The organism is Neochlamydia sp. S13 (assembly GCF_000648235.2).
Taxonomy (GTDB): Bacteria; Chlamydiota; Chlamydiia; order Chlamydiales; family Parachlamydiaceae; genus Neochlamydia.
Genome location: NZ_AP017977.1, coordinates 17,427 through 38,123, shown reverse-complemented (window position 1 = coordinate 38,123; position 20,697 = coordinate 17,427). Strand labels below are relative to the sequence as shown.

Genomic DNA, 20,697 nt, shown 5'->3' with positions numbered 1-20,697 from the left:
ATCGCATATCCAAAGCTTTTTAAGCAAAGTTTCTTTCTATCTCACTAGCATCCTGAACAAAAGTTCAATAATCCTGGCTTAATCGCCGTTATGCTGTCTTATCGGTTCAGTGGTTCCAAATGTGTATCAGAGACTTATCTTGACCAAGGTAGCTACCAAATTTCTAGATAATACTAGTGGTGGCACTGCATAGCTTGTTTACTGGCATACTATTATCTTCTTCTCCTACTCCATATTCATATTTAACTTCAAACGATTTGCTACACATTGCTGGCTCTTAGTTTTTATGCCTGCCTCTTGTACGCTAAGTTAACTTTTGGTAGGCAATATGCTTATTATCTTTTGCAATGAGTATGGGCAAGCAGGCCTATAGACAATCTTTTCTTTTTAAATTGCTGAGGTGAGTTTTATGTAAAAACATTAAAATTCATTTTAAGCTAGCAGATTATCTCACCCAAATGCTTAAGCTATTAATCAACTTAAAGTATCTCTAAAAAAGCTTTTACATTTTTTTCCAAGCTTATTCATGTATAAGGACAAGATAATCTTATCGCTAAAATCCCTTTTAATTCCTTGGAATATAATCCATTGATCTTCTCTTATTGTTTACCTTCCTAAGGGAGAAGGATTTCTTTCACGGGAAAAGCGTTGATGCCAGTAAGGATAGGAGGGCATCTTTTCACTCACCTTGTCAAGTTTGGCCACTTGCTCTTGAGTCAAATTCCATCCTATGCTTCCTAAATTTTGCTTAAGCTGTTCTTCGTTGCGTGCTCCTAACACAATGTTAGAGACTGTAGGACGCTGTAATAACCAATTGATGGCCACTTGAGGAATAGTTTTCTCAGTTTCTTGTGCAACTTCCTCTAAAACATCGAGAACATCGTATAAGAATTCATCGTCAACTTGAGGTCCTCCTATATCACCCCCAGATTTAAGCCTTCCTTCGGGTAAGGGCATGCCACGACGAATTTTCCCCGTAAGCCTTCCCCATCCTAAAGGACTCCAAGCCATTAGACCGATGCCTTGATCTAAGCCTAGCGGCATAAGCTCTTCTTCATAATCGCGTCCTACTAAAGAGTAATAGCCTTGGTAAATGACGTAACGAGCTAAGCCATATTTTTCAGAAACGGCTAAAGACTTCATCACATGCCATCCGGAGAAGTTAGAACAGCCGATATAGCGCACCTTACCGCTTTGAATTAAATGGTCTAAAGCTCCTAAAGTTTCTTCAACAGGAGTGAGCGCATCAAAAGCATGCATAAAGTAGATATCAATATGATCGGTATCTAGCCTTTTTAAGCTAGCCTCACAAGCTTTTATGAGATGAAAACGGGAAGATCCCTGGTCATTAGGCCCCTCACCCATTTGGAAGGTGGCTTTAGTAGAAATTAATACCTTTTCTCTTTTACCCTTTAAAGCCTGGCCTAAAATTTCTTCAGATCTGCCTTGCGAATAAACATCCGCCGTATCGAACAAATTAAGTCCCTTATCCAAGCAAAGTTCAACTAGCCTAGTAGCTTCTTTTACATCCGTTTCACCCCAGGGCTTAAAAAATTCGTTAGAACCTCCAAAGGTAGCTGTCCCAAAGCTTAATACAGGAACTTGAAGGCCCGATCTTCCTAATTGACGATACTCCATACTTAAACCCTCGTTATCTTTTGTTACTTTAGAACTTTACCATTAAAAATATTTATTTACGCAATATTCTGCGTTTCTTCTTTAAGAAGAAAAAAGACAATCTTGGCAAAAAACAACTAAACAAAAACTCTTTATCTTTGGATATTAACCTACAAAATGTTCTTTACTCTTTAGTTAAGTGCTGACTTGCTCCCTTCCTATCCAGCTTAATCTTGCATCTGTCCTTAGTCTTATTTAATGTAATTTTTTATAAAAATCTATAGATAACTTAAAACTTCAAATATCTTTAGCCGTTAAGATCGATAGTCTAACGCATTTGGATATACATTAAAAAGTCGGGTAAGATAAAATCAAAACATTTAACTTCTTATATTTAAAGCATGCAAGTTCCCTTTATCTCTTTTTTTGTATGGCTCTCAAAAGTATTATCTCCACGCCACTACCTAAGACGCTCCAGCAGGCCTCATTCTCGAAAGCATGTTTTACTTCTGGAAGTGCTTATCGCTTTTGCTCTTACCGGGTTGTGCATCTTTCCTTTAATCTACCCCCAAGTTGCCATCGCTAAATCCCAACGTGAATTTATCAAGAAAATAGAGCTTGATCGCGTAGTGGCTTTGCTGTTTGCCCAAATTTATCAAGACTTATTTACTAATAAGATTAACTGGGCAGATATTGAAGAAAAAAAAAGTTTTGCTCTCTCTTCGGAAGATCTTAAAGCGCTTAATCAACAGCAAAGTCTGCCTTTTAAAGGCTCCTATCATTTCGAACCGATTATTCATAAACCTAAGAGAAATACTTCTCAGCAAGAGACTACCGCCTATCTTATTCACCTGATCTTTAAATTTACTTCCAACCTTACCCACAAAAATAAAATAAACGCTCAGCAAGCCCTAGTTTATAAGTATAAAATATTCATTTTGCGTGATCTTAGAGGTTCAAAATTAGCTCCTCAGGCTCACGAACAACCTTTTCCCCCTCTATGAAATACAAAAAAAAATTTATTACCTTAATAGAGCTAATGGTTGCTATGGCATTGACCTCATTGCTCCTTATGCTGCTTTTGCATTTTTATCGTGATATGGAGTGGTGGAATCAAGATATCAATAAATCCCAAGTTAAAGCTTTTCAAATATTTTATGTGCAAAATCGTCTTTCTGATATCCTTTCTCATGCGGTCTCTCCCCGTACAGAGGAAAAAGATTTTTTCTTTTATACTAGCCAGGATGTTAACGGCTTATTAAAGCCCAATAATCCTAGCTTAGTTTTTACCTATCATTTTGGACCCAACCGTGATCCCTTATTTGCCAATCATGTACTAGGCCGCCTGTATGTAGATGTTCAGGATAATCTACGTTTAGCCACGCTTCCTTCTCCTAAATTTTGGCCCTCTCTTGCCTCACTGAGAATGAAAAATGAAATCTTGATGGAAGGTATAGAGTCTTTAGCTTTCAATTTTTATATTCCTCCCCAAAAAGATCGTTCTTTAGTTGGCAATAAAGCACCGCAAGGAAGTTCTAATAAAGATAATTATTCATTAGCAGATATTCAGCCTGCAGACAGCTGGGAGCATTCGGAGTGGAAAAGCGAATATAACCAGTTACCTGCCATGATTAAAATTATCCTAAAAGCTAAAGAGAGAAAAGAACCGATTACTTTGGTCTATCCATTCCCATTTTCTGATTTTACCATCATTTATAATAAATAAGATTTAAGGTCTACCCATGAATATCCTTATCTATGTCATGAGCCTTTTAATGATGCTTACTTTATTGACTTATGGACGTTTAGAAATCTATCGTAGTTTTGTAATTACTCAAAAAGAACTGGAGCGTTACAGATCCAGGATTGGCCATAGTGCTATCGATAACGGAGCTAAGCAATGGTATGCATGGACTACTTTTTCAAGTAAAGAGAACAGCAAAAAAAATTCGGCTCCTAAAGAAGCAAGTCCCCTAATTAATCTCTATTGGTTACTTCATCCGGAAGCTAGCAATTTTTATCCTCAAGTTGAGGCTACTTACCGTAACCTATTAAAAAAGATTATCCATCAAGTTTTTGGCGAGCAAACAAATTTTAAAGAAGCCTTAAATATTAATCCTCAGCTGGTCGATGACCTTATTCAGGCAATTGAAGCAGCTGGCCATAAATTAGCGCTTGAAAATAACCCTATAAAAACAAAAAATGGCTTAGAAAACTTAGATTTAGGTCAGCCTTTTCTCCAGGATATTTACTATTCATTGCTTAAAGGATACAACTTGAGCCCGCCTGTAAGCCTAGGGAATAAGGATTTTAATTTGCCTGCCGAAAATATAAATACTCTGGATAGCAGCGAAATTGGGAAATCTTTAGATGAAGGCTTTGAAGAATATAAATATAATGCTCATGCAATTTCCTTATTGGACTTTGTTACTCTTAACCCCCAAAAGACTAAAATAAGAGTGTATTTAGCACCTAAAGCTATTCTATTAGCCATTTTTGGAGATCCTTCTACGGTAGAAGAAATCTTACAACAGCGCATCAGCCTCTACTATCAGGTTAAAAAAGCTGAAGATAATCAGCTAGCCACAGAACAATTTAAACATGCATTTGCGGGGCGTGCTATTAATATGCCAGAAACAATGTTAGATTTTACCGTAACAGCTACAGATCCTCGCCACTATAAGGTACCATGAATCTACCCAACATTTTACAACAAGCTCTCGAACGTGAGGCCCGTACGTTAAGGGGAAGTGCTTTACAACAGGCTACACAAGAACTGAGTGAGCGTTATCGCAATGAGAAGCAACGCCAAAAAATTATGCAAAGCAAGCAACGTTTTGTGAGCAGCCCCGAGCAACGTATAGCCTACCTACTTTCACGTATGCCAGCAACCTTTGAAGCGATAAAATACGTGTTAAATAAATTAAAAGAGCGTTATGAGGGAATCTTCGGCTCTGTACTGGATGTAGGAGCAGGCCCCGGTACTGCCATGTGGGCTGTTTCAGAGCTATTCCCTCATACTTGTAAAATCACTCTCCTTGAGCAGGATAACTTTTTAATTTCTTTAGGCAAAAAATTAACCTTGCAAGCTAAGACTTCTTTATTCAGAGAGGCGCAGTGGGTAGAAGGAGATGTTTTAAAACGAGATTGTTTTCCAGAAAGTGATCTAATCATTGTATCTTATGCCATGGGAGAATGGCCTCAGCCCGTATGGGGAGAGATAATTAAAAAACTATGGAAAAGTACTAGGCAAGCGTTGGTCATCATTGAACCAGGCACGATGCTAGGATTTCAGGTAATTAGACAAATACGCCAGCAGCTCATCGACTTACAGGCACATATTTTAGCCCCATGCCCCCACCAGCATGCATGCCCTATGGCAGCAAAAGATTGGTGCCACTTCAGCGTTCGCTTAGAAAGATCCCCTTTTCACAAGCAAGCCAAAGGCGCCCTTCTCGGCTATGAGGATGAAAAATTCTCTTATATCATTTGCACGAAAGCTGCTACCGCTTTGCCGGAGGCACGTATTTTACGCCACCCCCACAAGCACTCGGGCCATCTAAGTTTTAAGCTCTGCACGCAAAACGAAGGATTGACTGATAGAATAATTTCGCGACGCCATGGAGAGCTCTATAAAAAAGCCCGTAACTTAGAGTGGGGAGATAGTTTGTAACCTACCCCCTAATTTCTTTTTGATAGCTTCTTATTTGAATTCGGCATAACAATCAAACATGCTATTAAAAATAGCTTTAATTTATTAAACCCCTCCCCTTTATTTCATCTTATTAATGAATATTTAGCAATGTTTATATAATACAAACAATTGCTTAGTCAACCTGCCGATTAAGTAGATAATTTTTTTTTCATTCTTACTTGAACAAAAACACAAATATTCATAGGCTGTGGAAAAAAACTTTTGAAGAAAATTGGCATCTGCTATGACAAAAAATTTCTCCTCACTTTGCAGCCTCTCGAATGATGAAGCACTTTATCACCTTTTAAAAAAAGAACATGATTATTATAAAGACATTTTAACTCTTACTCATTATGAGCATGAAAAGTTAATTTCGAAGCATCCTCCTCAGGAAATGCATTCTCTCCTTAGCAAGAAAAAGGCTTTGGTAGCTTGTATACGCGATATTGAAAAAACCTTAACACCTCTTAAAAAGTATTGGATAAATAAATCTTCCCACGATCCTTCTTCTTTGCAAATTAACGAACTGCTGACTTCTTTATGTGATATTCTTAAAGAAATTTTACAGCTCGATCTAGTTAACCAAAAATTGTTAAAAAATCTTCTTTCCCAGCTCCCTCAGGTGGAGATGGATGATAAAAAAATCTAAATTTATTTTATAAAAAATTTTTAATATAAAGTTGAGACAGGTATAACCCATACTTATAACCCCAAAACAATAAACCTTGGCATAGCTTAGGAAAGGATTGGCTTTTTAAATTTTCCTTTCAGCAGGGCTTTAGAAATAAATGCCAGATATTAAACATACATAGAGTTTATACCTACTCCTTTGCCATTCCTCTGAAAGCTCTTTATTTTAATAAGGAATAGATAGAAGCAAGCGCGGAGCTAAATAGATAATGGATTGTTATTATTAAATAGCCCTTAAAAGGCTTTTACAGGAAAGTTAATATGCCTATTGAAAAAGTACTTATCGTCGACGATGAAGCCTTGATAAGGGATTTTTTAGCCGAAACATTAAGAAGAAAATCTTTAGATGTCACTACTGCTGAGGACGGCCTTAAAGCTCTAGCTCTAATTAAGGAACACCTATTTGATATCGTCATTACCGACATGAAAATGCCAGATTTGACAGGAATTGACTTACTTCAAAAAATTAAAGAAATTTCTCCCCAAACAATCATTATTGTGATAACCGCTTATGGAAGCATTGAAAACGCCGTGGAAGCCATGCGTTTAGGAGCCTACAATTATTTAATCAAACCTTTTTCTCCAGATACCTTAGAAGCAGTTTTAGAAAAGGCTCGTGAACATCTAACCCTTATCCACGAAAATCATTATCTTCGTCAGCAAGGCCCAGGTAGTGCCTCCCAATCTCTAGTGATTGGAGATAGCGTAGCTATAAAAAAAATTATGGAGGATGTGATTCAGATTGCTAAAAGTAACGCTAGCGTATTTATCAATGGAGAGTCGGGTACTGGCAAAGAAGTGATTGCGCAAGCCATCCACTTCCATTCTCAACGGTCCCACAAATCCTTTATCAAGGTTAACTGTGCCGCCATTCCTGAAACTTTGGTAGAAGCAGAGTTTTTTGGCCATGAAAAAGGAGCTTTTACAGGAGCAAATGCTAAAAGATTAGGACGATTTGAGCTGGCTAATTCAGGAACCCTTTTACTTGATGAGGTAACAGAAATACCTATAATTCTTCAGGCCAAGCTTTTGCGAGCGATTCAAGAACAAGAATTTGAGCGTATTGGAGGAACAAAAGCGGTTAAAGTGGATGTGAGGATCATCTCGACTTCTAATCGTGATATCAAGGAGGCTATCTTTCATAAACACCTGCGCGAAGATCTTTATTATCGCTTAAATGTCATTCCTATCCATCTGCCGCCTTTAAGAGAGAGAAGAGAGGATATCATTCCATTAGCCAGGCATTTCCTACAAAAATTTTGCAATGAAAACCATAAAGAAAACAAACAACTCTCCTTAGAAGCAGAGAAAAAATTATTAGCTTATCAATGGCCGGGAAACGTACGGGAACTTGCTAATATCATCGAACGAGCGGTAGTAATGGATAGCACCAGCAAAGTTTCGCCTGATCACCTATTCATTGATCCTCAAACAAGTTTTAAGGCAGAAAAATCACCAGCAGAAAATGGAGAATTTCCTACAGGCCTTTCCTTACAAGAGCTTGAAAAGCGCTTAATTATTGAGACTTTCCATCAACAAGATAATAACCAAACCAAAACAGCTAAAATCCTAGGAATAAGCACACGCAAGCTGCGTAATAAGCTCCAAGAGTATAGTCTTTTAGAATCAGCCGAATAAGGGGAAATTTTAGAACATCTTTAGAAAGAGCCAATAGAGACTTTGTAGAAAAGTTGCGTCATCTGGACCTGTGCTTCCCCTCTTTTCTTTTCTCCCGAAGAGATTAATACTTTGATGATTTTTCTACTCTACCTTCTAAAAAAAACTCTGATTGTATAACCAAAAAAGAAATCAACCTTTTCCCAAACTGACTTCCTCCATAAAAACGAGCTTTTTATTAAGTATAGGATTACAGGCTTAAAAAAAACTTACGTCTGCATACCTAACCCTCTAAAAGCTGTTTCTTTAGTTAAGAGAATATTTTTATAGGGTAGATGATTGCATAAAGAGGAGCGTAAAAGCGTCTTGCATAAAGAGTTGCCAAAAAGGGAATTACTTATTTAATTGGAATTTATTAACAGTTATCGATATAATTTGCTGTAGACCCAGCCTCACTTTTGAATTTCTTCCCTATTATTTTATTTAAATAAGGAGATATTTCTACCATGCGAGCTATTTTACTGTCTTTACTAGCAGCCGGGGGTTCAGCCTCATCCAATCTGTTTTTCCGCAAGAACTCTCAAAATTCCTCTGCCTCAAACCCTACCACCTACCTCTTAGCTTTTTATTTAACTTCTTTTCTATTTTCCTTTATTCTTTATCCCACTATTTTTTTCGAAAGCCTTAATTTGAAAATGTTAGGAATTGGAGCTCTTGTAGGGCTTTTAAATATAGCGTTAATGTTTTTTACCTCTTGCGCCTTACATAAAGGGCCTGCTGGATTAACCTTTGCCTTTCAAAATACAAGTGCCGTTTTTCCAGGGATGATTTTATTTGCTTTATTCGGCTCGGAAAATGGTTTCTCCTATTCTTATCAAAAACTATTAGGGATTTTATTAGTCATAGGAGGCCTTTTTTTAGGAGCCAGAGGTGAAGCTAAAGGCAGCCTAAAAAGTTTATATCCTTGGTTAAAATATGCTCTTGCTTGCTTAGCTGTTCAAGTGCTTGCCCTAACATTTATGCAAGCACGTTGTGTAATATGTCCTACAGTAGAAACAGCGACCCCTAGTTATGCTCTTGTCAGCAAAGAGGATGTGAGTTTCATGTTAGGACAATTCGGAGTCGCTTGTTTAATTCAAGCCATTTATTTCCTTCGCCAAATGAATGCATGGACTACCACTACCACAATGTATGGGGTTTTAGCAGGTCTGGCAAATTTTGCTTCCACAGCTTTATTACTCTTAGCCACCAAATGGGCTCTTCCCATAGAGAAAGGTGTTTTATTTCCTTGTTTTGCTGTAGGTACCATCATCGCCTGTAATATATGGGCTAATAGGCTATATGGAGAAAAATTCAATTATACCTCTAATGCCATTTGCGCAGGTGGAATTATACTCAGCCTTCTAGCGTAGTTTTTTCCAAGATGCCAGGCAAAATTTTATAAGTATTCTCATCTTTCTTGCGGTATTAAATTTTGCTATTTCTTCTGCCTTGTTCTCTTTCTTAAAAGGACAATAGGCTGCATTTCGCTCTATTGCTCTTCTTAGCAAAAACATATAATTAAACCTTCTTCAGACAAACTAAAAAAATTTAGATTTGCTGGAAGATAGGAAAAGTATCTGTCTTCTTCACCATGAAGTTCTAAAGGATTATTTAGTTACTCAACAATGAACCACAGCACTTGGGAAAAGAGACTTGATCTTAGCAGGAAGACCGGTTAGCCGGTTTTGTTGCAAGTTAATACAACCCAGCTGAGATAGCTGTCTCATCTCGATAGGGAGAACTGTTAGCCGATTTTGTTGCAAGTCAAGGTATCGCAGACAGGATAGCTGCCCAATTTCGGCAGGAAGAGAGGCTAGTTGGTTCCAGCCTAAGCCAAGCTGTTCCAGCTTAGAAAGTTTCCCAATTTCAGCAGGAAGAGCCGTAAGGTGGTTTTGCTTTAAATTAAGCCATGTCAGCTGAGACAGGAGCCCAATTTCAGCAGGGAGAGCCGTAAGGTGGTTTTGCTCCAATTCCAGCGTTTGCAGCTTAGAAAGTTGCCCTATGGCAGCAGGCAGAGTTGTTAGATGATTCTGCTCCAAACGAAGACGTTTCAACTGAGACAGCTGCCAGGCTTCAACAGGTAGAGCCGTTAGTTGATTTTGTCCCACGTTAAGAAACGCTAGCTTGGAAAGCTGCCCGATTTCTGGGGGTAGAGCTGTAAGGCGGTTTTGCTCTAACTCCAGGTCCCATAAGTTAGAAAGCTGCCTAATTTCCGCAGGGAGAGAGCTTAGATAGTTTTGGTGTAAGAAAAGCTGCTTTAATTGAGATAGCTGCCAGACCTCGGCAGGAACAGCTGTTAGCTGGTTTTGCTGCAAATCAAGGGCTTCTAGCTTGGAAAGCTGCCTAATTTCCGCAGGCATGGTCGTGAAACGGTTTTGCTGCAAATTAAGCCATGTCAGCTCAGAGAGCTGCCCGATTTCTGCAGGGAGAGTCGTGAGATGATTTTGCTGCAAATCAAGGGTTTCTAGCTTAGAAAGCTGCCCAATTTCAGGAGGAAGCACTGTTAGATGATTATGGTTTAGTCTGAGCTGTTGCAAATTAGAGAGCTGCCCAATCTCCGCAGGAACGGTAGTGAGTTGATTGTCGCCTATGAAAAGCCGTTGCAGCTGAGACAGCTGCCCAATTTCTGCAGGCAAAAAAGTTAAAGTTAAGCCTACCTCATCGATAAAGTCTGTTCCAACAATACGAACATTGATCGCATCTTTTCCATGTTCTTTTAGAAGCTCTTCTAGAAGCTCTCCTTTTTTCTTTAAAGGTAAAGCTTTAAATTTTTCTTCACTTAAATAATCTCTGCCCTTGGGTAGATCTTCCCAGAGTAAAAAGCGATTAATATTGAGATGATAAGAAACATAGGTCGAAATATTGAAAATTTCATTGTCTTTATTTTCTCTTTCGAAGTCTACAGGGGAAAGAGATTTAGCCCAGGTTAAAACTTGCTCAAAGATGTGTCTCACCTTTGCTGCAACAGAGAGCTCGGGCTTAATTTTATATACTTGATCCAAAATGCGAGCGCATTCGGTGAGATTTTTATTTTGATGAGGAAAATGGAAATCTATTATTTTTCTGTACAGAATGCCTGGAGGCTCGGGAGAAAGAGCTTGAGTGGTAACAGTTGAAGGTGGAGGAGTCGCTATAGGAGCTAAAGAAGATTGTGGATGGATTTGCTGCAGCTTTTCCAGGGCAAATTGCCTCACCTTTTTATTTTCACCTAATAGATTCTTTGTGCATTGATAGCTTATCTTTTCATTCGCGGTCAGCTCTTCACCCTCCTGGCTCATCAACTCTTCCAATTGGCTTTCTAGCATTTTCTTTAAAGCCGGATGGGCTTGAATTTGGGGTTCTTCTAGAAGGTTAAATAAGAGTTCTATATAGCCTTCTTTAAAGGGGCTTGCAGAGGAGTGTGCTTTTTCTTTGCCTTTTTCGCGACAAAGCGAAAGAGGCTTTGAAGAGGAATCTGAAGAACGTTTAAGGCAAAACTCTAGATAAGCTTGAGCCTTTTCATAAGTAGGACTTAAACGCAGAGATTGCAATAAAGCTTCTACAGCTGCTTCATGATTTCCTTTTTCAGCGTATTACTGAGCGCGTACGAAATGCTTTACAGCTTCATCGCTAGGTTCGTTCTGATGTTCTTCTAAAGGATGGGACTCAGCCGTTTCGGCTAGGTGCCTGATCGCATAGTTGGGTATATATCTTTCAATGAGCTGCCTATCCAAGGGGCAGAGTTTATTACGCGCTAAACATTGAATGGCGGTATCCTTATTAAATGTATGGCCGCAAGGGATCAAGATGACCGCTCGGGTCATCAACTCTCCTGATACAGCGTCTTCTACATTTTCTGAAACTGTGCTTCTAAAGTCTGCCTGCTGCCTAGAAATAGGGTCTGAGGGTATCATATAAGCTCCTTAAGTTTTGCCATCAGCTAGCTTATCAGTCTGGATGTATAATTTTTAGAATTATCTTAATTCACTCATTTTCGATTAGGTCATCTGTCTTTTTTATAGATTTTTTTTTAAATTGAAAATCTATTAAAAAAACTGGCGTTCACCTTTATAATGTTTAATTAAAGAAAAAACAAAAACATCCATAAAAGGAACGCCATGAAAAATGTTACTATAAATTCTAGAGAAGATCAAGAAAGACGACTGCAAATCAAAAACATCCATCAGCAGATGAAAAATTTGGCTGTTCAAGGAACGGGAATTAGTCCTTAGGAAGCTCAAATTTTAGTAGGTCTGATTGAGGAAGTGTACTTTTCCGAACTTAACCAAAGTCACTTAAAACCAGGGCAAATTAAATATCATTGTGTAGCAGCTGAAGAAGGAGCTGGCAAATCTTTAAAAGAGTGCAAGATGTTACCTATGGTTTTGACGCTGTTTGACCAACGAGACAAAGGAAATTTTTCCCAGGATAATAATAAAGATAGAAGTGTTGAGCTAAGAAGGAGAAGACTTGTGCGTATAGCTGAAGAAGCTAAAGAGCAAGGAGGATACTTAACGCAAGAAGACCTAGCAGAATTGTTAATGTGCGATATAACGGAAGTTCCATTTTTTTTATAGGGTTAAAGCGGTTAATTATTTTATTATTAAAGCTTTATGGATTTTTTATAAAAATTTGTAGTCACCAAAATATTAATTAAACTGGTTTTTAGAATTTACATAAATGCCGTTATTAGTGTATTTTGTAGGTATGCATATAGTGAAGTCAAAATTTAAATCAGCTGCCGGCAAAGTTTATGAAACAATTTTGCTGCGAGAATCCTATAGAGAAGGCAAAACCGTCAAAAAACGCACGGTGGGTAATCTATCCAATTGCACACCTGAAGAAATTGCTGCTATCGAGTTAGCTTTAAAACATAAAGGTAATCTCCAAGCTTTAACCTCGTGTAATGGAGCCACAATGCAAGAGGGATTATCTGTCGGTGGTGTATGGGTGATATACCAAATGGCTAAACGTTTAGGAATTGTGGATGCACTTGGCAATAGCCGAGAAGGTCAGCTCGCGTTGTGGCAAGTGGTAGCACGCGTATTGGAGCAAGGCTCAAGACTTTCTGCCGTCAGGCTGGCAGAAACATATGCCATTGCTCCTGTAATTGACTTGCAAAAAGGCTTTAACGAAGAAGATCTTTATAAGAATCTTTTGTGGTTATGCCAAAGCCAAGCCTCTATCGAAGATCGATTGTTTACTAAAAGTTTTTGCAAGAAACCTCCTCACTTATTTTTGTATGATGTCACTAGCTCGTATTTAGAAGGCGAGAAAAACGAGCTTGCCGATTGGGGTTACAACCGAGACAAAAAGAAAGGTAAGAAGCAAATTGTGATAGGCTTGCTAAGTTCAGCCGATGGCACACCCGTATCAACGGAAGTGTTTAAAGGCAATACGCAAGATACTTCTACCTTTCATGCTCAGATCAAAAAAGCTAAAGAGCGCTTTAAATGCGAGAAAGTCACTTTTGTAGGCGATAGAGGGATGATTAAAAGCGGGCAGATCGAAAATTTACAAGAGCATGGTTTTCATTATATTACCGCTATGACAAAAGCTCAAATAGAGACCTTAATGAAAAAAGGTGTGATCGAATATACGCTATTTGATAAAAACTTGGCTGAAGTCAAAGAAGATGGGATAAGATATATTCTTAAACGCAATCCTGTGCGCGCCCAGGAAATCGCCCATTCTCGTCTCAGCAAGCTAGCTAGCATAGAAAAATTGGTCGCTATGCAAAATGCCTATCTACATGCACATCCCAAAGCGCAGGTAGAAGTAGCGCTGAAAAAAATTAAAGCTAAAATCGAGCGTTTAGCGCTTAAGACTTACGTGACAGTTAGCGCACAAGATAGAAGCTTATCTGTATGCCTCAATCAAGAAATGCTAGCTGAGGATGCTAAGCTAGATGGTTGCTATGTGATTAAAACCGATCTTGCTTGCGACGAAGTGAGCATGCAAGAAGTACATGATCGTTATAAAGATTTAGCTAGGGTAGAATCAGCTTTTAGAACAGTAAAAAGCGATCTTGAGATACGGCCAGTCTATGTACGTTCAGAAGAAAGTACAAGGGGCCATGTTTTGGTGGTAATGTTAGCCTACATGATTATCAGAGAGCTTGATAAAGCCTGGAAGGACCTTTATTTAACAGTAGAAGAGGGCTTACGCAGTTTATCTACTTTAACGCTAATAGAATGGACAGTAAATGATGGCTTAAGTTTTCAGCAAATCCCCGAACCACGCCATCAAAACAGACAAATGCTTGAAGCCTTAAAAGTAGAGTTACCAAAAGTTTTACCAAAGAATCATGCGCATGTAGTCACTAGGAAGAAGCGCCGATAATTCACTTAAATGATTAATAATCAATAACTTGATTGCTACCGATTGTTTCTAAAAAAGTGGAACTTCCGTTACAAAAGAAAAAATCTCAACCTAGCCGCCTTATTCATTCGGCAGGCTTTCATCCCCCAAAGGTGCCACGTGAGATTTAAGGGTGCCATCCGGATAAAAAAGCTGTGCTGTTATCAGCTTGCCACCCTCATAGTTTAAGAGCGTTTTAACTGTCCCGGTAGGATAATAAAATTCCTGCTTTCCCTCCCATACCCCCTCTTTAAACACCTGCCTGCTATAGGGTTGGCCATTAGGATAAAAAAACTCTGCCACCCCTTCTTGCAAACCTTTTTCAAAATAAGCGGAAGATAAAATTTGTCCTTGAGCATGAAAGGAGGAGCTTCCTTGGATCACTCCTTGAACTTTTGTTTGCTTGCAGGTAATTTTCCCTGGCTTTGGAAAGGTAGGCGCAGGAAGTGTCACATGCTCATGCATAGCCATCTTGATGAGCTCCAGGTTAACCTTAGCCACATCGCGTAAAAAGACAAAACGTTTGATGAGTAAGTCTAGCTTCTCAAGCGCTTGTTGAACTTCTGAAATAGGGGCATGCTGGATACCTTGTAATTCTCGATTTAAAACGCGCGTATAAGCTTCATTAAAGATATGTAAGACATAGCGATAGCCTATTTCTTCTGCCAAATCGCTCTCATAAAGTGCTGCTTTTCCTGTCTGTTGAGGAAAGCAAACTTTTTGATCTTTTTCCGACCGTATTTGGATGACCCTAGTTTCTTCAATAAGGACTTCGAAATCTTCCACGCAACGCGTTAAGCTTTGTTGCAAATCTTGCATTAAGTAAGATATCTTTTCCTTTTTAACTTGCGGCATCGAGCTGTTAAAAATTTCGCTATGGATCATGCCCTTAAAGTCGTAATCTTCCTTTAAATATTTGTCAGCCACCTCTTGGAGAGTTTTATTGGGTACACCAGGAAATCCTAATCCCCCTTCTGTTGCATTGATTACCCTGATATCCGGATGAGCTTTAGCAAAGTCACCTATCCATTCAGCTTCTGCTATCCATTTCCATAAGGTGTAGATAGGCTTTCCATAAATATCTGTTTTAAGCAGTGCCGCTTGATCGATATTCTGCGTTGTTGTAATGTCGGCCGCCTCGACACGATTATCTTCTATGACGCCTGAAGCATAAGCCTTCATATCGGTATAGGCTAAATCCATGCCTACAAAAATAATGGGATTGCATCCTAAAGCATGCGCAATCTCTAAGCAAAAGTTAACGACATTATGCCCTTCCTCAATAGGTGTACCTTTAATTCCTAACCCTTCTTCAAAAAATGAAGAAATATCATATCCACCACTTCCTGTAACATAAAGGCGTGGACCATGAATAGTGTTAAAAGCCTTATGTAACAAGCGATTGCGATAAAAAAAAGGCGTTTCAAAAGAACTGTTAGTACTTAACCGATCATATTGAGGGACATTGGGATCTATACCTGCACCAAAATGGGGTTGTATATCTCTTTTACTCAAAGCGTTTAGCGCTGATCCGCCTGCAAAAACTAAAGCCTTATTTAAAAGCTTACCTAGCAGGGAAAGATTTTTTTCTAAAGAAGGACCTGCCCCGCAAATGATAGCGGGAATGTTATGAAATTTTCCAAAAAGCTCATCGGCTAAATAAGCACCTTCCAAAGAAAGAATATTAGGGTAAAAATTTTTGAAAAAGCCTACTCCATATTCAAGGTATTCTGTAAGCAGGCTATTTTTAACGGATGCTTCATAAGCAAGCGTATGCTTTAAATGGGCATATTGCTCTGCTTTTAGATCTTGATATAATTTTAAACCTGATACCGTAAGAGTAGTTAAAAAAAAATTCCAGTAAAGAATATGGAACAATTCTTTGCTTTTTTCCAAGTCCTCAAAAAAATGCAGCTGCACTTGAGGATCATGAACTAGCTGAAAGCCCAGATTAGTTTCAAAGAGGCGATGAATGACGGCTAGGTTATCTTCTAGGAAAACAAGGCGGCGTGAAGGATCTTCCTGAAGCCAGCTTTGAGCAGCTTGATAGTAATAACCTAAGCCTACCCCATAGACATATATTAATGGCACCTCAGCTAGCCTAGTCATTTTGAACCACTCTTTTGCTTCATCAAGAGCTCCTTGTTGACAATGAAAAAAGTGAGTTTCTCCCCTATGTTGAAATTTTAAATTTTGTTCTTCTTGCTTAGTTATACAAAATGTCAAGTCCTTACAATCTATATAGGGCAACAAAAGTGCTTTTTGCGGATTAGTACAAGACCATTTTTCGCAATTTTTTTGGAAGACATCGAGGCTATTTTTCATAAAGAATAGGTGGGTAAAAAGATAAAGATATAAAGATTGGCGTTCATCAAAATAGCCAGGGGATCTATCAAGGTATTTTTCCCTTAAAATTAAAAAGCCCTTTCCCTAACGTTTTAAATAAAAATTAAGGTAAGCTTTCATTCAGCTCGACATTCTATTTTGTTATGCTTTTAGTTAGGGAAAAGTTCCACTTCTTTTTGTAAGTTAAGCTTCTCAAATAGACTTTTAAGGCTCGCTTGCGTTTCAATCGTCAATTCAGACAAATTTTTTGTTAAGCCTTCTAGCTGAGCTTTAACTATCCTCTCTGCTTCAGGAGTTTTCCACACAGCTTCTTTGGGGGCCTTGCCTTCTGTCCCTGAAATTTTTAACATTTCATGGCTATATTTATTAAGCTTATCCATCTCTTTTTGCAATTCTAACAAATCATCCTCAATGCTGGTAGATTTATCCTCTTTTTTTACTTCCAAAATAGTGGGAGCAATATTGACAAGAGCCTGATAGAGATTGTGGAGAGAAGTAGTTAATGCAGTAGAGTGATTAGTCACTAAATCAAAATAATCTTTCCCTTGGGTGGTATCTTTTAAATGGGGCGTACCATCTTCATTCCATTTTTTTATTTCAAGCTTGTCCGAGTCATTAGCATAGATAATTTCTTTGCTGAGGTTGCCATTAGAATACCATTCTCGGGCCGTCCCTATAGGCAAATCATTCTCGTAATGAGCTTCTATTAACAGCATGGCGTCTTCATTCCACATCCTTTCCACACCATCTTTTTTTCCTTTTTTGAAATGCATTTGGCGTTTAATTCTACCGCTTGCATGGTACAAAAGGACCTCCCCATCCATTAAACCGTCTTGATAAGGGAGAATAGTTTTAGGAAGGCCATTTAAAAAATAGTATTCTTGACGTCCATGTAAAACACCTTTCCTATAACGCTTGATAGCATACAGCTCGCCTGTAAGGTAATAAAAGAAACCTTTACCTTCCAAAAGACCTTCCACATACCAGTTTTGAGCAAGGAGTTGGCCATTTTCAGCATAGTAGGTCGCGGGACCATATAGCTTGCCTTCATGTAAAAAGTTCTGGCTCTTTAAAGCCCCATTAGCATATAGCTGCTGTTCAACTTGACTTTCACATTTTTTCTTAAAATTTAAATGAAGCTCAGGGTCAATGATTTCCAAATAATTATCTAGAAAAGAGTAATGCTCTTGTTCACTCAAATTTGTACGTTCAATTTGTAACTTTTCTTTAAGAGCGAGAGTTTTTCTGGAAGGCGTAACTTCTGGATTATTACTTTCTTTAACTACCTTGGTAAGAAGAGAGCTAATAATATTTATATTATTTCTTGCCACCGAGGAAAGAAAAGAATATAAGCTTATCTCAAAAACAATTTTCTTCAAAAAAATTTCTTTCTCTGAATAAAGCTGAGAGTCGTATTCTAAATAAACAAGCCGGGGAAAGAAGATCTCTAAAAACCTGTCCTTATAATCACTTAAGATATATTTAAAAGCATCCAACGCTTCAAGCTTGGCTAAGTTCTCTTCAATTGCCGGATTTTTGAGATGAGCGGGTATCTCTTGCCCAGCCTCTACGCTCTGATGAATTTTACTATTTTCAAGAGCGATAATACTACAATAGGTTTCGCAATCGAGTAGACTACGTGCAAATATCTCCAGGCTTTCTAATACTTTATAGGTAGTTAAGCCTTGAGGAACCCCACTGTTTTGAATTTCTCCATGCACCAACGAAGAAAAATCGTAATTTTTCTTTAAATAGATGGAGGTCGCCTCTGCAAGAGTCATATTAGGGACCCGTGTAAAGCCAATCCCTCCTTCGGTACAATTCAATAAAGTGATTTCAGGATATTGGCTGGCAAAATGCGAAAACCACAGAGATTCATTGATCCATTTCCAAAGGGTATTAACAGGCTGGCCATAAATGTCCTCTTTTACCAGGAGCTCTTCATGAGAATATTTGGTTAAAAAAGCATCTTTAGGATCTTGGAGTGCATGACGTACCAAACCGGGAGCGTAGGAGCTATTATTCGAATAGGCTAAATCTACTCCTACTATAATAATAGGGTTACATCCTAATTCTTTAGCGATCGATAAATTGAAATTAATCACATTATGGCCTTCTTCTATAGGGACCACTTCAGGAAGGCCTAGTTGATTTTCAAACCATGCAGGTAGGCGATAACCTCCGGCACCGGCTACTAATAGCCGCTCTCCATGCACCATTTTCAATGCAGGATTGTACATGCGCTGCCGATAAAAGAAAGGCACCTCAAAGGCCGTATTAGATATTAATCGATTATAATGGGAAGGATTGGGATCTATTCCCAGGCCAAAATGGGGGGTAATTCCCGCTCCATTTAAGACGTTCATGGCTGTCCCCCCTGCCATTATTAATGCTTTATCTTTTAGCTCTTTGAGAAGATGAATATTCTTAGCTAATGAAGGCCCTGCCCCACAAATAATAGCAGGGATACCTTTGAACTGATCGAGCATTTTTGATTCAATTTTAGAGGAAGGAATTTCCATTAAATTTTGATAGTAGTTATGAATAAAGCCTTTCTCGCCAGCTAAATTCATAAATTCGGCACTTATGCCGATGCGCATATCATGAAAAAAAGAAAGACGCGCTTGAAACTCCATCGTATGGAGCGTATCGCTCTTTTGATAAAATTTAAGTGCCGAAGCTTTAAAAGAAGCCAAAGAAAAAAGAGAAGTTACAAAGCCAAAGGAAAAATAAGATGTTTCCCATGAAAAATGAAAGAGTTTAGCTTGGGTATCATTTAAGAAAGCTGTGGCTCGCTCTGTTTGAAGAAAAAATTTTATTACTTCCAGGTTATTTTCTAGGAAAACTACATAGCGTTTAGGATCTTCTTTTAACCAATTCTTAATCACATCATAGTAATAACCCAGCCCGATCCCATAAATATACACCACTAAAGTATCTTTTAAATTTAAAGATAAAAACCATTGCTGCGCTTCTCTTTGGGGAGAAAGGGGAGAATGTAAATAGGCAGGCAAATCTTCGGAAATCTTTTGTAAATTCCATTCACCATCTTCATTAGCGATAAGAGCAATCTCTTGGCACTCTAAAACTTTGATTTTTTCTGCTGCATCTTTATTAAGAACAGACCATCTTTGCAAATTATGTGTAAAACGTTCATCATTTCTCATCATTATCTACTTTCATTTATATAGTGTGGTTATTAGGAATGCTACAGAGGAATCCAGCCTTTTTTGCCCCCTACATGATTGAACTTTTCTTTTCTTTTGTCACCCAACTGCTTGTTTTTTCTTTCCTCTTTTTGCTTTTCTGTCGCTGCTTTAAGTACATTTCTACAGCCTTCAAGTTGGCTCTTAAGATATTGTGTTTTCTCTAGAAAGTTTTGCAGATCGGGCGGAAGATGATTTTTTGATTCTAAAATAGTTTTTCTTAGCTCTTCTTGAGAGATTCCCATGCGTGAGGCTTCAGTATCAGTCATATGAGAAATTTCTTGAATCTGCCTGGACAAGCGCTGAATTGCTTCTTTGATTTCCGGGCGTGAATCCATCTCTTTATGCTGATTAGATAATAGATATTGGTATAAAAAGGTAACCTGACTAAGAATCTGCTCAAGAAAGGAAATTGGTTTCATAATAGCCATCAAAATTAAGTTGTTTAAGTTCCAAACTTAACCTAGCACTATTAAAAATTATTTCAAACTATTTTCACTTAAGCACTCATCCTTAAGAGCTTAGATTTATTCAAACTTGCTTTTTGGAGAATCGTAAGGATTTTCTAAATCTTCCCAATCAAAATCTGGCATTTCTTCTTTTGTCCCTATACTCAAGCCTGGATGAAGGACCCCTGCTGCTAAACGGACGATACAAGCCGTATATAAGAGGGGATGCGACCATACAAAATAATGCACATTTTGTCGCACTTTACTCCAAATCCTCTCACGCGTAGCTGTATCAGAAGTGCTACGTGTTTTGAAAAGATTCTTTGTAGCTCGTGCAACAGCCACTGCTTCTACCTTAATAAAACGAGGAACATAAAATGTACAGGACATGACTACACATTTGATGCGTCCTTTTAATGACCAAAACTGTCGTTCTGATTGATCCTCGGTATAAAGAGGAGGCTTACCAATATTTTTGATTTGTAAAACAGGATTGATAAGAGCTGGATCTTTGCCTATCTCTAATCCCCATGCTTTAATTTTTCCCAACATAGCTGACATCGTCTAAATCCTTGATTTATTTAAAATAGTACCATTTTTATATTTTTTCAAAATTATAAATTTAAAAATTTACTTAGTATCGAAATATATAGAGATAAAAAATAGCCAGCAAGAGAAAAAAATTTAGAAGGGTATT

General features: G+C 38.2%; 16 protein-coding genes. 9 read left to right on the top strand and 7 right to left on the bottom strand.

Going from position 1 to position 20,697, the window contains the following annotated elements; genetic code table 11:
- Nucleotides 1-606: 606 nt before the first annotated feature.
- A complete protein-coding gene (locus tag TY21_RS00155) occupies nt 607-1,638 on the bottom strand; it encodes an aldo/keto reductase (RefSeq protein ID WP_042244153.1) in 1,032 nt (343 codons plus the stop codon).
- Nucleotides 1,639-2,018: 380 nt separating this feature from the next.
- Here TY21_RS00155 and TY21_RS00150 point away from each other — a divergent pair, with 380 nt between their 5' ends.
- The 7 genes from TY21_RS00150 (at nt 2,019) to TY21_RS00120 (ending at nt 9,030) form a co-directional block, all read left to right on the top strand.
- Nucleotides 2,019-2,621 carry a hypothetical protein gene (locus TY21_RS00150; RefSeq protein WP_052354682.1) on the top strand — a complete coding sequence of 201 codons (603 nt, stop codon included), beginning with the start codon at nt 2,019-2,021 and terminating at the stop codon, nt 2,619-2,621.
- Nucleotides 2,622-2,665: 44 nt separating this feature from the next.
- On the top strand, nt 2,666-3,343 hold the full coding sequence (locus TY21_RS00145; protein WP_145987370.1) for a hypothetical protein: 678 nt from the start codon (nt 2,666-2,668) through the stop codon (nt 3,341-3,343).
- 16 nt (nt 3,344-3,359) lie between these two features.
- Nucleotides 3,360-4,310 (top strand): hypothetical protein, encoded by a 951-nt coding sequence (locus tag TY21_RS00140; RefSeq protein WP_042244156.1) that lies wholly within the window; start codon nt 3,360-3,362, stop codon nt 4,308-4,310.
- Nucleotides 4,307-5,290, top strand: coding sequence for a small ribosomal subunit Rsm22 family protein (locus TY21_RS00135; protein ID WP_042244158.1), 984 nt, complete (start codon nt 4,307-4,309; stop codon nt 5,288-5,290). The genes TY21_RS00140 and TY21_RS00135 overlap by 4 nt, the downstream gene beginning before the upstream one ends.
- Nucleotides 5,291-5,555: 265 nt before the next feature.
- Nucleotides 5,556-5,960 carry a flagellar export chaperone FlgN gene (gene flgN / locus TY21_RS00130; RefSeq protein WP_042244160.1) on the top strand — a complete coding sequence of 135 codons (405 nt, stop codon included), beginning with the start codon at nt 5,556-5,558 and terminating at the stop codon, nt 5,958-5,960.
- A gap of 302 nt (nt 5,961-6,262) precedes the next feature.
- Entirely contained in the window at nt 6,263-7,639 is a 1,377-nt protein-coding gene (locus tag TY21_RS00125; RefSeq protein WP_042244161.1) for a sigma-54 dependent transcriptional regulator, read from the top strand.
- A 485-nt stretch (nt 7,640-8,124) separates the two neighbouring features.
- Complete coding sequence (locus TY21_RS00120) at nt 8,125-9,030, top strand: hypothetical protein (RefSeq protein ID WP_042244163.1); 906 nt, start codon at nt 8,125-8,127, stop codon at nt 9,028-9,030.
- Nucleotides 9,031-9,279: 249 nt separating this feature from the next.
- Here TY21_RS00120 and TY21_RS00115 read toward each other — a convergent pair whose 3' ends face one another.
- Both TY21_RS00115 and TY21_RS00110 read right to left on the bottom strand, forming a co-directional pair.
- Nucleotides 9,280-11,190 (bottom strand): leucine-rich repeat domain-containing protein, encoded by a 1,911-nt coding sequence (locus TY21_RS00115; RefSeq protein WP_052354683.1) that lies wholly within the window; start codon nt 11,188-11,190, stop codon nt 9,280-9,282.
- A 42-nt stretch (nt 11,191-11,232) separates the two neighbouring features.
- Entirely contained in the window at nt 11,233-11,553 is a 321-nt protein-coding gene (locus TY21_RS00110; protein ID WP_042244164.1) for a hypothetical protein, read from the bottom strand.
- Between the two features lie 351 nt (nt 11,554-11,904).
- On the opposite strand from TY21_RS00110, the gene TY21_RS00105 reads away from it, so the two are divergent.
- Nucleotides 11,905-12,216, top strand: a complete 312-nt coding sequence (locus tag TY21_RS00105) for a DUF1670 domain-containing protein (protein ID WP_158622981.1) — start codon at nt 11,905-11,907, stop codon at nt 12,214-12,216.
- Between the two features lie 130 nt (nt 12,217-12,346).
- Complete coding sequence (locus TY21_RS00100) at nt 12,347-13,981, top strand: IS1634 family transposase (protein WP_158622980.1); 1,635 nt, start codon at nt 12,347-12,349, stop codon at nt 13,979-13,981.
- A gap of 99 nt (nt 13,982-14,080) precedes the next feature.
- Here the strand turns inward: TY21_RS00100 and TY21_RS00095 are convergent, their stop codons facing one another.
- The 4 genes from TY21_RS00095 to TY21_RS00080 all read right to left on the bottom strand — a co-directional run bounded on the left by TY21_RS00095 (nt 14,081) and on the right by TY21_RS00080 (nt 20,561).
- Complete coding sequence (locus TY21_RS00095; protein ID WP_232044366.1) at nt 14,081-16,108, bottom strand: 6-hydroxymethylpterin diphosphokinase MptE-like protein; 2,028 nt, start codon at nt 16,106-16,108, stop codon at nt 14,081-14,083.
- A gap of 386 nt (nt 16,109-16,494) precedes the next feature.
- Nucleotides 16,495-19,515, bottom strand: a complete 3,021-nt coding sequence (locus tag TY21_RS00090; protein ID WP_079979934.1) for a 6-hydroxymethylpterin diphosphokinase MptE-like protein — start codon at nt 19,513-19,515, stop codon at nt 16,495-16,497.
- A gap of 38 nt (nt 19,516-19,553) precedes the next feature.
- Nucleotides 19,554-19,973: a hypothetical protein gene (locus TY21_RS00085; RefSeq protein WP_130589419.1), complete on the bottom strand. Its 420-nt coding sequence runs from the start codon at nt 19,971-19,973 to the stop codon at nt 19,554-19,556.
- Between the two features lie 105 nt (nt 19,974-20,078).
- Nucleotides 20,079-20,561 (bottom strand): hypothetical protein, encoded by a 483-nt coding sequence (locus TY21_RS00080; RefSeq protein WP_039386225.1) that lies wholly within the window; start codon nt 20,559-20,561, stop codon nt 20,079-20,081.
- Nucleotides 20,562-20,697: the final 136 nt, after the last annotated feature.